This is a genomic window from Humiphilus diazotrophicus, from assembly GCF_059726315.1.
The window spans coordinates 5,834,877-5,848,065 of sequence record NZ_AP040870.1 but is presented as its reverse complement, the minus strand read 5'-3'; the positions used below and the strand labels follow the sequence as shown (position 1 = coordinate 5,848,065).

The 13,189-nt window shown below is 52.7% G+C and carries 15 protein-coding genes; 13 read left to right on the top strand and 2 right to left on the bottom strand.

Annotation, left to right across the window (positions count from 1 at the left end; genetic code table 11):
* The first annotated feature begins 111 nt into the window (after positions 1 to 111).
* The 3 genes from AC6I7T_RS23965 (at position 112) to AC6I7T_RS23955 (ending at position 5,446) form a co-directional block, all read left to right on the top strand.
* Positions 112 to 1,005 (top strand): tyrosine-type recombinase/integrase, encoded by an 894-nt coding sequence (locus AC6I7T_RS23965; protein WP_497790282.1) that lies wholly within the window; start codon positions 112 to 114, stop codon positions 1,003 to 1,005.
* Positions 1,002 to 2,189: an IS91 family transposase gene (locus tag AC6I7T_RS23960; RefSeq protein WP_497790281.1), complete on the top strand. Its 1,188-nt coding sequence runs from the start codon at positions 1,002 to 1,004 to the stop codon at positions 2,187 to 2,189. The genes AC6I7T_RS23965 and AC6I7T_RS23960 overlap by 4 nt, the downstream gene beginning before the upstream one ends.
* Positions 2,190 to 2,701: 512 nt before the next feature.
* A complete protein-coding gene (locus tag AC6I7T_RS23955) occupies positions 2,702 to 5,446 on the top strand; it encodes a restriction endonuclease (RefSeq protein WP_497790280.1) in 2,745 nt (914 codons plus the stop codon).
* 532 nt (positions 5,447 to 5,978) lie between these two features.
* Here AC6I7T_RS23955 and AC6I7T_RS23950 read toward each other — a convergent pair.
* Positions 5,979 to 6,350 carry a hypothetical protein gene (locus AC6I7T_RS23950; RefSeq protein ID WP_497790279.1) on the bottom strand — a complete coding sequence of 124 codons (372 nt, stop codon included), beginning with the start codon at positions 6,348 to 6,350 and terminating at the stop codon, positions 5,979 to 5,981.
* A gap of 71 nt (positions 6,351 to 6,421) precedes the next feature.
* Between AC6I7T_RS23950 and AC6I7T_RS23945 the strand changes: the two genes are divergently transcribed.
* On the top strand, positions 6,422 to 7,069 hold the full coding sequence (locus AC6I7T_RS23945; RefSeq protein WP_497790278.1) for a hypothetical protein: 648 nt from the start codon (positions 6,422 to 6,424) through the stop codon (positions 7,067 to 7,069).
* Positions 7,070 to 7,115: 46 nt separating this feature from the next.
* Here the strand turns inward: AC6I7T_RS23945 and AC6I7T_RS23940 are convergent, their stop codons facing one another.
* Entirely contained in the window at positions 7,116 to 7,403 is a 288-nt protein-coding gene (locus tag AC6I7T_RS23940; protein WP_497790277.1) for an AraC family transcriptional regulator N-terminal domain-containing protein, read from the bottom strand.
* Between AC6I7T_RS23940 and AC6I7T_RS23935 the strand changes: the two genes are divergently transcribed.
* From AC6I7T_RS23935 to dnaN, 9 genes are all read left to right on the top strand, one after another.
* Positions 7,356 to 7,778, top strand: a complete 423-nt coding sequence (locus AC6I7T_RS23935) for a hypothetical protein (protein ID WP_497794659.1) — start codon at positions 7,356 to 7,358, stop codon at positions 7,776 to 7,778. The two genes, AC6I7T_RS23940 and AC6I7T_RS23935, sit on opposite strands and share 48 nt — an antisense overlap.
* The gene (locus AC6I7T_RS23930) at positions 7,733 to 8,449 is read left to right on the top strand and encodes a PRTRC system protein B (RefSeq protein WP_497790276.1); all 717 of its coding nucleotides are present in this window, start codon (positions 7,733 to 7,735) and stop codon (positions 8,447 to 8,449) included. The genes AC6I7T_RS23935 and AC6I7T_RS23930 overlap by 46 nt, the downstream gene beginning before the upstream one ends.
* Positions 8,446 to 9,252: a PRTRC system ThiF family protein gene (locus AC6I7T_RS23925; RefSeq protein ID WP_497790275.1), complete on the top strand. Its 807-nt coding sequence runs from the start codon at positions 8,446 to 8,448 to the stop codon at positions 9,250 to 9,252. The genes AC6I7T_RS23930 and AC6I7T_RS23925 overlap by 4 nt, the downstream gene beginning before the upstream one ends.
* 100 nt (positions 9,253 to 9,352) lie before the next feature.
* Positions 9,353 to 9,895 (top strand): PRTRC system protein E, encoded by a 543-nt coding sequence (locus AC6I7T_RS23920; protein WP_497790274.1) that lies wholly within the window; start codon positions 9,353 to 9,355, stop codon positions 9,893 to 9,895.
* Positions 9,892 to 10,143: a hypothetical protein gene (locus AC6I7T_RS23915; RefSeq protein ID WP_497790273.1), complete on the top strand. Its 252-nt coding sequence runs from the start codon at positions 9,892 to 9,894 to the stop codon at positions 10,141 to 10,143. Before AC6I7T_RS23920 ends, AC6I7T_RS23915 begins: the two co-directional genes overlap by 4 nt.
* A 349-nt stretch (positions 10,144 to 10,492) precedes the next feature.
* Positions 10,493 to 10,681: a hypothetical protein gene (locus AC6I7T_RS23910; protein ID WP_497790272.1), complete on the top strand. Its 189-nt coding sequence runs from the start codon at positions 10,493 to 10,495 to the stop codon at positions 10,679 to 10,681.
* Positions 10,682 to 10,768: 87 nt separating this feature from the next.
* Entirely contained in the window at positions 10,769 to 11,164 is a 396-nt protein-coding gene (locus tag AC6I7T_RS23905) for a hypothetical protein (protein ID WP_497790271.1), read from the top strand.
* Positions 11,165 to 11,177: 13 nt separating this feature from the next.
* Entirely contained in the window at positions 11,178 to 11,879 is a 702-nt protein-coding gene (locus AC6I7T_RS23900; protein WP_497790270.1) for a TSCPD domain-containing protein, read from the top strand.
* Positions 11,880 to 11,934: 55 nt separating this feature from the next.
* Positions 11,935 to 13,110, top strand: coding sequence for a DNA polymerase III subunit beta (gene dnaN / locus AC6I7T_RS23895; RefSeq protein ID WP_497790269.1), 1,176 nt, complete (start codon positions 11,935 to 11,937; stop codon positions 13,108 to 13,110).
* Positions 13,111 to 13,189: the final 79 nt, after the last annotated feature.

Sequence of the window (13,189 nt, the reverse complement as noted above, 5' to 3'; positions counted from 1 at the left end):
TCCGTCCCTATAAACGCGTTTGTACTAAGCCGCTGGCGCGGCGGACGCTGCGGCGTAGGGCGTCCCTCAGCTTTGTTGGCCGTGTAAGGCTTGGGTCACAAGGAGGCTTTTGTGACCCATCTTCGGCAGAAGATGCTGGATGAGCTCCAGCGTCGCAACTACTCACAGAACACGATCTGCACCTACATGCATGCGGTAGAAGAGTTTTCCAGGTATTTTCATCGCTCGCCAGACCGGTTGGGACCGGATCATATCCGGCAGTATCAGGCCTATCTATTTCGAGAACGCAAGCTCCAAGCAGGGACGGTTGCGTGCTGTACTGCGGCTCTACGTTTTCTCTACGTCAAGACGCTGCGGCGCCCATATCTTCCCGAGCACATCCCATTTCCCAAGCGTCCCAGGCAACTGCCCGTCATTCTCAGTCCAAAAGAAGTTGAGCGGGTGATCGATTCAGCAGAGAACCTGATGCGCCGCACCATAGTGATGACACTGTATTCAACCGGCATTCGCTGCTCGGAGCTTTGTCATCTCAAGGTCTCCGACATCGACAGCGAACGCATGGTTATTCATATCCACAAGGGCAAGGGCGGCCGGGACCGCGATGTTCTATTGAGCCCTAAGCTGTTGGACACTCTGCGTGAGTACTGGCGCTGGATGAAGCCCAGGACCTACCTGTTCCCAGGCACGGTAAACAACTGGCGCGCGGATGTACCCATTACGCCGAAGGTCGTGTGGAAGGCTGTGAACGAGGCCGGTAAGCGCGCCGACATCGGCAAGCAAGTTGCGCCTCATTTGCTTCGACACAGCTTCGCGACTCACATGCTGGAAGCCGGTGCTGACCTGCGCACCATCCAGGTATTGCTCGGCCATGCCAAGATCGGCGATACGGCACTCTACCTGCATCTGTCCCGGCGCCATCTGCAGGCAGTTGCCAGTCCGCTGGAAGAAATCGAGGTTTCCAGCCCCGATGAAGTGAAGCGGTCCAGGAGGTTGATGAAGCGATGAGCCGGCCCACCCTCGAGGTGGCCGACATCGTCCGCGCAGTGGGCAACAGATTCTGGAAAAAGCACAAGTCTCACTTTGCATGGGTGCATCGCAAGGTGCTCGATGCGATTGTTCGGTGCCGCACCGCGGCCCTGGGCGGTCATCTGGATAAGTGCGTTCGCTGCGGCCATCTAACCGCCTCTTATAACTCATGCCGAAATCGGCACTGCCCGAAGTGCCAGGGCAACGCACGCGCAAAATGGCTGGCAGCGCGCTCGGCTGAACTGTTGCCTGTCCCATACTTCCACATCGTCTTTACGCTGCCGCATGAACTCTCCGCTCTTGCATTACAGAACAAGCGGTTACTCTACGATCTGCGCTTCCGCACGAGCGCCGCTTCGCTGCTCGAACTTGCCCGCAATCCCAGACATCTTGGAGCTGACATTGGATTTCTCGGCGTGCTCCATACCTGGGGACAGAACCTCCAGGTTCATCCCCACGTACACTATATCGTTCCCGCTGGCGGCCTTGCCCTCGATGGTTCCAGCTGGATTGACTCGTCGAGCCGATTCTTCCTCCCTGTCCACGCACTGAGCCGCGTCTTCCGCGGCAAGTTCGTCGCTGAACTGAAGCAACTCGTCTCGCAAAACAAGTTACAGTTCCACGGCTCGCAACAGTATCTGGCCGCTCCAGGCTGCTTCGCCACTTTCCTGCGGCAACTGTTCCGGCAGGACTGGGTCGTCTACGCTAAGCCACCTTTCGGCGGCGCCGAACATGTTCTCAACTACCTGGCCCGCTACACCCATCGCGTCGCCATCTCCAACCATCGTCTCGTTGCCTTCGAGAACGATCGCGTCTCCTTCCTCTGGAGAGACTACGCCCACGGCGGAAAGAAGAAGGTCATGACCATTTCAGCAGATGAGTTTCTGCGCAGATTTCTTCTTCATGTTCTGCCCAAAGGCCTGGTCCGCATCCGCCACTTCGGCTTCTTCGCCAATCGCAATCGAGATGCTGCACTCCAACGTTGCCGCCAGTTGCTGGGCGAAACTGCCATCGCGGATCGTCCCGAGGTAGCAAATCACCTGCGTTGTCCCGCCTGCTCTGGTAGCATGCTGGTTGTCGAAAGGCTCAGCGGCGCCCAACTTTACTTCCGGCCAGACCTAAGACTCCCTACCCCTCAGAGGTACAGCGTTGACAGCTCTTAAAACAGCTATCGATTACGGCCGCTCTACCACTGTCGCCCGATGCCATGCTCGCACATGCAGTGCCGTCCTGTGCTCAACCGCTGTCCAAGCACCCTCCAAACGGCACTCGCTCAAATCTTGCGGCACTCAGCTCTGCTCACTTAGGGGAGATCTCCCCACTCCACAAGTTCACTTCCGTGCACACAATGGCCTTGATCGGCGAACTGACGCTATTGAAAATCCATAGGTAGATCACCGCGTCCGCCGCAAACGCCAGCGGCTCAGTACAAACGATCCTATCGAAACTGCCCCGGTTCAAATAATCGGGCTCAATCCCGCCTCGTCTGCCGGGGCAGTCCCGATAGGAACCTAACGTTTGCGTGTATTAATCTACCCCCGTTGCATATTGCGAAAACTCCCAACGGAAGACGGAGTTCTTCTCGGCAAGTCGTGCGCAGAATGAGAATTCATCTGCCCGAATCTCACCTAGGGGATGCCAACGCGGTTAGAATGTTCTCTTCCGAGGATTCAATGTGGAGATAGGCATCGAGGTTGCGCTCCCTAAGAGCGCCAGCACCACGGAGAAGGGGACGGTTCTTGAGAAGTTCGCTACGCGTCTTCTCGAGAGTCAGAACTTTCGGGTCGTTCAGCAAGTTCGCCTCACGGCAATGGAGGTAGACCTTCTTGCTCAGGAGAAGACCACTGGCGAGAGGGTCTTTGTCGAATGTAAGGCTTATCGATCAACTATTGCTGCGGATGTGCTGACCAAGTTGCTTGGAAATGTAGTCGCGGACGATGACCTCACGGCGGGATGGCTAGTATCAACGTTTGCCCTAGGAAAAGACGCAAAGGGATTCCGCGACAAATGGTCTCAAAAGCGGCTCCCAGAACGTCGCCGGCTCCAGATATACGATCCCGAGGCGCTCCTCGAACGGCTAGTCGGGGCAAACCTCATTATCAATCCCGCCAGCCTCGAGGTGCCGTCGGATGTTCGCGTCGCAGAAGAGCGCTTATTGTTACTGACTAGCTTCGGCGAGTTCTGGGCAGTTGTAGTATTCGACCAAGGGTCAGGAATACGAGAATCAGCAATACTCTACGACGCCAAATCGGGCCAGAGAATAACTAAAAAGGGGATTGCCGAAAGAATCTCTGAGACCGATTGTTCTCTGGCAGGACTCAGGTGGGACCTGGAGGAGTCGGGCACGAGTCCCGGTAGCCGGGAGCAAATAGCGAATGAATATCAAAGTATCGTTCAAGTCCCAATAGCAGACAACTGGGCCGACTATCGCCCTGCAAGGCCACAAGATTTTGTCGGACGCGATGAACATCTGCGTCATGTATTCGATCTATTTGAGAGCATTAGGAACGGCAGGACCCGAACCCGAATTTTGGCAATAAAAGCGCCTTCAGGATGGGGGAAGAGTTCGTTTGTCCTGAAGATTGCAAATACAGCGAAGAATATCCGAAATCGAAAGAAGTGTTTCGTTTATGCAGTCGACTCACGCGCTGCCAATTCAAAGCGCTTCGGTGAGTTAGCGATGGCGTTTGCCTTCATGGCGGCGCAGAAGGAAGGGTTCATTACAACCGCTTGGCAATTGGAGTTTGGCGGAACCGCCAATCCGTTCGGGAACCAAACTCTCAGGCTGGCTCTTGACGAGCTTCGCGAGAGCGGCAAGGTTCTTTGTCTCATCTTCGATCAATTCGAAGAGCTGCTTTATAAGACAGAACTGGAATCCGTGTTCGACGAAATCAGAGCATTGTGCAATTCAGTTGATGAGGCTCAAGAAAATGTCGTCGTCGGCTTTTCATGGAAAACCGACGGCACAATTCCGACAGAACATAAGGCCTATTATCTTTGGCAGAGCCTTGCAGATCGACGTAATGAAACCGAACTTTCGCCATTTTCCGCACGTGAGGTGAGCAACGCACTCACTCGATTTTCAAAAGAAATGGGACAGCCGCTCGCCCCGCAGCTGAGACGGCTGCTTGAAGACCACTGTCAAGGCTATCCCTGGCTACTCAAGAAACTTTGCATACACATTTTAGATCTGGTTAAAGGGGGCTTGGATCAGAACGACATATTGGTGAGGTCCTTGAGTATCCATGAGCTCTTCAAGAAAGACATAGAGCGTATGGCGAAGGACGAATTCGCATGCACCAAAGAAATTGCAATGACTGCGCCGGCAGATTTTTTCAGAATCGTAGAAACTTACGGAGATGGAATCGTTAACCAGCTGCTCGACAAGCGAATTATTATACGGAGTGGGACTCGCCTAAGCATATATTGGGATATTTTCAAAGATTATCTTCTTACGGAACGCGTTCCGTATATTCCGGTCACCTACGTTCCGCAGACCCCATTTTCTTCCTTCGCAACCGGGCTGAAATACCTTCTAGAAAATCGGAGCTTGTCCTATGACGATTTCGCTAAAGAACTCGGAATCGTAAAAGCCACGGCCGAAAATGTCGTGCGCGATTTAGTGATGGTAGGCAATGCCGAGTCAAATAGAAAGACGGAAGTGGTTCAATTGGATGTCAGCAGCGAAGAAGCGGCGTCACGCCAAGTAATCAATTTCTGCACTTCTCATGTGGTCTATCGCGAACTCCTAAGGGAAAAAGGTGATGGCGGATATTTCACGATTCAGGAGATGCGAACTATCGCAAAGCGGCATCTTCGCTTACCCAGTGCTTCCGACAAATTACTAGAGGAGTATAGGAGACGGCTCCAACGCTGGTTCCTGGCAGCGGGTTTAATTATTGAAGACCAGGGGAACTTTAGACTCCAGGCACGAGTTCCTTACACGGCGGTTTTGCATCCAGGGAACCTTCAAAAACGCAGAGCGGGCCAAGACATTTTCTTGGGCGAAGCGCCGCCGCACGTGGCGCTCAAAGCCCTCTGCGGCATCCATGAATCCCCCAACGAAAGGTCCGAGCTGGAGTCCACATACGGTCGAAACAGTATTTCTGTGCTGATTTCCCTCGGATTGTTATCCAGGGAGGGGAGCTTGGTGAGTAAGGAATTAGCAGATGCGGAGGAGGCGCTACGTAACAAGGCTGCAGCCCAGTCCACGATCCAACATGTGGTCAAGCTACTTGCTGCGCTTCCATCCCTAGGCGGTCTGGAGATTGGCAAGTCCGTTGCGAAGGAGTTCGGCGAGAGGAATTGGAGTACTGCATCACTAAAGAGAAATGGGGCGGCGTTGAGGATTTGGGCGCGATGGACGTTGGGAGAAAAGGTTCGCACTCGGACGGTGGCAGCCAACACGGTAAGAAGTTAGGTCCACGTAAGTCGGCGAGTGTTTACAAATCCGGTCCACATGGCCGTAGAACGGCCATGTCGCGGAAGTAAAACCCACCGAATTTGGCCAGAAGTCCCCATCGGGGACTCCCGCTAGCTAGACCTCCTCCAATCCAATAGCATCGTTAACTGCATGGCGCAGCTTCTGTTTACACCCGAGATAACGTTCGGTGGTTTGGGACTGAAGCATGTCCCAGAAGAAATTGGATCTGCTCCAGTTCTCCACCCGCGAGATGACATATCCGCACCGTCGATCAGCCGCGCAACTTCTTCCTGGCTGAGTACGCGGGGAGGTGGCGCAACTTCTTCGGATAGGGCGTCTCGGCGATGCTCCAGTTGCGCTTCAACACGTGAATGTAGAAGAACCGCAGCGACGCCAATCGCAGGTCATGTCGGCCAGGATCCATCGATTTGTGTCCCGTCAAGTTGACGTAGAACGGCCATGTCGCGGGTGACGTTGCCGCTCCAATCGTAAGCTGTCCTTCCTTGAAAACGAGACGGCAGAAGCTCTCTTAGTCTTCACTTGTCCAACCCTCGAACAGACCAGGCCGCTTCTTCGAATGCTCGCGTATGTCCCGAACCTTCAAGGATGGAAAGAAGTTTTGCAGATCCATGCGAAGCAGGTATTTGCTTTTCGCGTGCACCTTCGCGTTTACTAGAATTGTTTGTCCTATGCGATAAGCCATAGCTGCAGGATGAACAGGCCAAACTTCAATGATGTTCGCGAGTAGCCACCGCTGCAAAGCTTTCAAACGCTTTGAAGGGTGCAGGATGGTCCTAGTGCCCCCCGGCTTTTTCGGAATCTCGTATCGCTTGTACTGATACGAAGCGGTCAGCACCAGGTGGTTCACATAGGCTAGTGGCAGACAAAGTTCGTTGCACATCTTTTCTATGATTATCGTCTTGCTTCTACCATCTTTCCGGTGAGGAAGGAACCGTGCTATACAGAACCTCAATGTTCACAGAACCGATTCATGTCACCATTTCGACGCCTGCAGATAAGTTCTGGTGGATCACCAGCACGGCGTGGACTGCGATCTCTTCGATAATTGCCGCCGCGACCACACTCTGTCTCATCATTTTCAACTGGCGATACCTACGGCTTGTACATCAACAGAGCGATGCCGCGATGAAACAAGTTGACCTTATGAGTGAGAGCCTGGCGCTAACGACAAGAAGTCTCGAAACACTAAAGAAGCAGATATCCGATCAGGAAGAGCGAGAAAGACATACATCGATCGCAATCCTCGGTGAAATTCTTGATGAACTTGTTCTATGGGAAAGACAGTTGCGAATGGAGTATCGAGCACCAGATAGCCGTATAGATATACTTCCGGAGAATTGGAACGTCGTAATCTCGTTCCTCTCTCGGCGAGCACCCGAACTAGCACTAAAAGCCTATCAAGCTGGTCGAGAGCTGCGAGAAGTGGAGGTTGACCTAAATCGATATGCGCAAACCGAGATAAACGCGCGTGGGAGCAACTCTAGCCTGGAGCAACTCTATGACCACATCAAGAAGAGAATGGACCAGGGTTTCGAGTTGGTGAATACTCTATTAACTGAAATCAATAATTTGCAGATAAAAGACTCCCACCTTGGCTAGATGTGCGTTTTTCGGGACTTACGTGGCCGCTGCTAGAAAGACTCGGTTACCAGCCCACCCAACGCGCGTACATCACGGCGTGGCGGGCGGCCAAACATCCGTGCATACTCGCGGCTGAACGCTGTAATATCTGTCCCCTGCCAGATCCCATGAGCAGCCAGTAAAGCAGTTCACGGTACAGCCCAGGATAGAGAAGCAGGATGACATCTGGAGTATAGAGCATCCGCATGGCGCGGTATAGGCAGTCCAACGCCTCCTCACTGAGATCGACGAAGCATACGCCCGTGTGCGAAGCCGACGAGTCAGGCCCTTGGTTTTGTGGTCGCGATGCCATCTGCTCTGCGAGTTCGTGCGGCGCCTGATGGTGATATCGCGCTATCGGCGAAACAAGAGCGACAACTTCATCGACGATAACTACTCCGACGATCCGCCTGTTCCTTCGATGTTAGTAGCCTTTCGTGAACACGACGGAATTGTTCGCTGTTTCGATGATGAATCCGAATACTGGGCTCAAGGCACGCCACAACCCGCTTTGTGTCTCCATTTTTCGCCTGTGAACCAGGACGAGATGGCCAAAACCATACAGGTCGCCTGGCGGTTTATTGAATTCAACTGCGAGCTTAGCCGTTTAGCGGAAGCTATTCGGGGATGGGAGACAAAGAAATGTTTGTCGACATCGAGGTCGGAGAGACAAGAAGCTATCAGCTAAAGGAAGCTTTGCTGATATACCGAGGTTCACATGGCGGATGCTTTGTTTCGAGGCACTCCGTCTCACAACCCAGCAATACCGCAAGTTCACCCGTACTGCTACCCGCCCAGCCACTGACGAAAGCGTTTCTTGAGAACCTGGTCGAATCTCTAGGAGGAGGACAAAGCGATGAAATCCTTCCCGCAAATATTCTGGCCAAGGGCAATAGGATGGTTGCCTGGTGGACCCCACCTGGATACCGGCAGATGTTTTTCACTTCCCGCGATATGGGGATAGAAAAGCTGAGCGGCAAGATCTTTCCGCATCCTCCGCTCGTTTGGCTGGTGAAGGATAGTTGTATCAGTCTCCGTGCACTTATGGAAACAGGGCGTCCGGATCGAACAACAACACTAGCTGTTGCCCCTTACTGGAACGTCTCGGAAACAGGGCTGGTTTGTCTCGGGAATGCCAGGACTCCACACAGCACATCGGTGGGTTCCATAGAGGATTGGGAGAAGAGTTTCTTCGAGAGCAACTTCACTCACGCCAATGTCGGTCGAGCTACTCGACATAAGGCAGGTTTCCGAGGTCTTTGGCAATCCCTTGCAGATACAAAGCGTTCGTTTCCTATGGAAACCTTAATTCCTCTGCCTGAGACGCTGGCCAATTTTATAGAAGGGAATCCAAGATGAGAGCGGAACATCGTTTGCCTCCGTGGCTTATCTCGTCCACTGAGCCCGTTCGGGTGATGGTAGTCGGCGCTGGAGGAACTGGCAGTGCGGTAGCGATGCAACTTCCTTACCTGGACCAGGCCATGCGCGTCTGGGGAAGGAAAGCCGGACTCGATGTGGTACTCATCGACCCGGATCTGGTCTCTGAAACCAATTGTGTCCGGCAGCCATTCGCCGTCTCCGACATCGGTCAATACAAGTCTCTTGTCCTTATCAACCGGATCAATATGTTCTGGGGAAAGAACTGGACGGCATCGAATCATCGCTTCACCGGGGTCAGTTTGCGTAATGCAAGGAATTGGAAACCGGATATTGTCATAGGCTGTGTCGACAGCAGGCGTGCCAGAAAGAATATCCATCAGGCGATAACGACGATTGGTGACCGCACATCCTACTGGCTCGATATCGGAAACAGTGCCGCAAGCGGACAATTCATACTGGGGCAACCTCTGAACACGGGAAACAGGAAGATATCCGACCGGCTTCCAACTGTCGCCGAACGCTATCCCGAAATCATTGACACGAGTCTTGGAGAAGATTCGTTGCCGAGTTGCTCTGCTCTCGAAGCTCTCGAACAGCAGGAGCCTTTCATCAATCAGACTCTGGCCGCTGCAGCGCTTGCGATGTTGGCACGACTCTTCCGCTATGGAAGCCTGGACCATCACGGAGGGTCCTTTAATGCCGCTACAGGTTTCATGGCAACCGTAATCGTTGATCCGGACTGCGGCGGGCGAAGGAAGAAAACGTCGAAGAACCGGGTCTAGAAACGAAGACGTTAATCTCAGTCGTGGTTATTCCTTGGCAGGCTTTGCTCTATCCCATTCGATTCCATTCCAAACACTTCCAAAGATGAGGTAAGTAATTGTGATTCGTGAACTGAAACCGCTGCTCTCCAGCCGCGCTCTGACTTTTACGCTTGCCAGTATTGGCGACAATCTGATCCGCATCAACATATTTCCAACCAAGCTCGGGAAGGAGGAAAATCGTGCGCTGAGCGAGCCGCTTAGCGTGGAAGGCACAGCGGAGCAGCTTGATGCAGAATTGCCGTCCGCCCTTGTCGAGTATGTCGCCACTCACCTCACTATTCGCCAGTCTCTCGATCGGATCAAAGCCGAAATGGAAGCAGCCGAAAAAGAGGCCAAAGACGATGCCGCAGCCAAGAAGGCGAAGTTGCAAACAAAGAAATCAGGAGTGATTCCTGAGAAAGAGCCGAGGAAGCCGAAGGACTTGCCGGAGCCATCGAAGCCTGCAAGCTTATTCGACGTTTCCCCGAATGAAAAGGCGGTTCCTGAGGAAACCTCTCGACCTCAACCTGTGCAGATCTCAGAGCAAGAGATAGAGGATGAAATCCTGGCTGAACTGAACGAGGCCGACGAAGAAGCAGAAGAGGATTACGAGATAGTATGACAAACAACAATTTCATGGCCTTAGCCAATCGCCTAAATAGTTTCCTTGAGACCAACGCCGGTCGCGAAATGGATAGCGTCTCCCGTGGAGTTCTTATCCAACACATGCTCTGGTTTTGCCGTGATGCCAAGGAACAATTCTCTTCTTTCGGCGAAAGCCGCTGGTTATCGTTGCTGATTCTTCCCGACAACCAAAGGCTTCCTGCCGCAGCTTTCCCCGCCAGCAAAAACTCGACTATCGTTAAGTAGATAGCGCGTCTGTTCTGTGATTCCGATCCCGCTCCTGAATATAAAAACACTTCACTGCCGGCTGATCATCGAGCCCCCGGCTTACCGATATCGCTAACGCATAGAGCATCACAACAGAAGACACTCTTCTAGGAATCACCGGACTAAAAGCCTCAGCAAACACTTCATTTTGTTATCTTTTTCCTGTTTCCTCTGGAAACCAGTCCTTAGCAAATCTCCAGTTCAGCCCTGATTTGACCGAGTTTCGCTCTTCGGAGAAGATCCTCCACCGTGGTATTGCCGTCGTTTCGGCTCAACAAGGGTCTCTGGACCTCTCCCAAATCAAAGCCGCAGAGGAGGCGGCTGAACAATGCTGGTTGTACAAAAAGTCTCAGATGGCTATCTGCTTCAGGCCTCGGAAGAAGAAGTTGAAGCGATCGCCACATTTGATCCTACGATGCGTACTAACTCCGGAAAGAGTATCGGAATCACTGTTGGCAAACACATCTTCGTCAAAAACAGTTCCGATAGTTCTCCCGAGGAACGAAGCCTCCATTAGCCAATAGGTTGCACTTCAACAAGCTTAGTAGTTGAAGCGGTAGTTCACATTGCTGACCGGCAAGCAAATGCTAAGGAACAGATGCCCATGGAACATCTCAATTTAGATCTTCCTACTTCTCTGAGTGACCAGGAAATAAGCAAGAAAGCCGAAGAGCTAAGCGCCTTGATGGTCCAATACGACGAAGTCGAGGAAGAAAAGAAGGCAGCAACCAAGCAGTACTCCGGCACGCTTAAGACCCTCCGCGGGAAAATGCGTTCTCTATCCCGCATAATTCGGGAACGCAGCGAAGTCCGGAGCATTTCCTGTGAGGTCCGTTTTCATTCGCCGGTCGTGGGCGTCAAGCAGGTAGTCCGGCTCGATACCGCCCAGATTGTAAGCCAAGAAGAAATGACCAGGGAGGAAATGCAGGCAAATCTCTTTGGCGAGCGGCTGGAATGGAACAAGATCTTTCCGGATCAAGGACAACAACCAGAGCAATAAATGGGGCATATCTATGGCAACTTTGGCTCAGACGAATATTCATCCTGAACACGATTTAAAGGCAGGAGCGCTGGCAGTCAACAAGGGCAAGACGGAATCGAGCATGGTTGAGGATCGCACCGGTCCGCCGGCCGCGAATCGAAATCGGCTGCCAGACGAAAGAAGCGCTGTTACCCATCACTTCAAGATTGGTGGTCACGAAGGCTACTTGACGATTGGTCTTTATCCGAACGGCCAGCCGGGAGAGATCTTTATTCGCATGGCCAAAGAGGGCTCTACGGTGGCCGGCTTCATGGAGTGCTTTGGCACCGCTGTTTCTGTCGGCCTGCAACATGGTGTTCCGCTCAAGGTTTTTTGTGACAAATATGCTCACACCCGCTTCGAGCCATCCGGTTGGACAGGCAATCCCGATTTTGGTTACGCAACGTCAATCATGGATTACATCTTCAGGTGGATATCGGCAAGGTTTCTATCCGGCACGCAGCTGACGCTCTTTGTCCCAAGGCAGCCGGAACCCGTCGAGCCCGGACAAACAACTTCCGTAACACCGGATGCAGAACAGCAAAAGACCGGAGAAGAAAGCGTTACCGCCGCGATGCTGTCCCTCTATGAAATAGCAGATGCTCCACCCTGTCCGACTTGCGGCGCACTCATGATTCGTAATGGAATCTGCTACAAGTGCGCGCAGTGCGGAAATACCAGTAGGTGCCCGTAATTGTTGTCCTCGACCATGTTTATTCAACCTGTTACGGAAAGGAGATGGAACTCCCATGGCATCCATGGCTCCCGCCAGCGCTTCCCCTAGCGCCGAGCAGACTGCACGCATGGACATCGTTGTTGATCGGGATGCGCTTCTCGGAGAGATGATCTTTGCCGAACGCATTACCGGAGCGAAGATCACGCTTCCAATTCTGTCCAATTTCCTCCTAACTGCCCGCAACAATAGGTTAATTATTGCGGCTACCAACCTCGAACAAAGCGTTGTATCCGCGATTCCCGCCCGGGTAAGGGCAGAGGGCTCGGTCGCAATTCCGGCCCGGAGGTTTCTCGACTATCTGCGCTTACTCCCCAAAGAAGATGTAAGCCTCAGCGAGCTTCCGAATTCCTGGTTGCAAATATGCTGCGGAAAATCAAAGACCAGGATGGTGGGGATGGCACAAACGAATTTCCCCAAAATCCCGACCAGAGGCTCTACTCCTGTCATAAAGATCCCGGCCTCTGCCCTGAACCTGCTTATCCGGAAGACCAGCTTCGTTGTGAGTACGGAAGAATCGCGGCACACCATCGCGGCAGCGCTCCTGCGCCTTACTTCCGAGACTATGACCATGGTCGCCACCGATGGACGCCGACTGGCTCTTGTTGAGAGGCAGGAGACAATCAACGAGATCGAGAGCCAGAAGCTCGATCTGCTGATTCCTTGCCCGGCACTCAAACACCTGCTCACCTTGCTTGGATTGACACAACAAGAGTTTGTCGATTTTGCCCACGATGCAAATACCCTGTTCTTCAATTTTGAGGGAAGGCGTTACACAAGCCTAAAGCCAAAAGGGAGTTTCCCAAATTATCAGGCTGTTATTCCTACAGACAACCGGAAGGTGGTCATAGTCTCCACCGCGGAGGTCGAGGACGCTGTGAGAAGGGTAGCTCAATTTGCAGACGAGCGGTCACATACGATCAAGCTCGCCATCGCAAAGAATCTGCTATCCATTTTCTCGAAATCCGATGAATCCGGTGAGTCGGAGGAGACGATTGAAACACCTTATAACGGTGACGAGCTGGCAATTGGTTTCAATTCTCTCTATCTGCTCGATTTCTTTCAGGCAATCGAGGGTAAAGGCGAAGTGCGAATGGCATTGAAAGAAAGTATGAGCAGCGCTGTACTTCAACCCGAGAGCGATACCATTGACTATAAGTTCCTTTATGTACTGATGCCCTGCCGGTTCTGACCTGGGCATTACAAATTGTTGCAGATTTATTTCTTAACCGAAATCAGCGGTTATTGGACCCTCGGTGGGCTTGTCGACG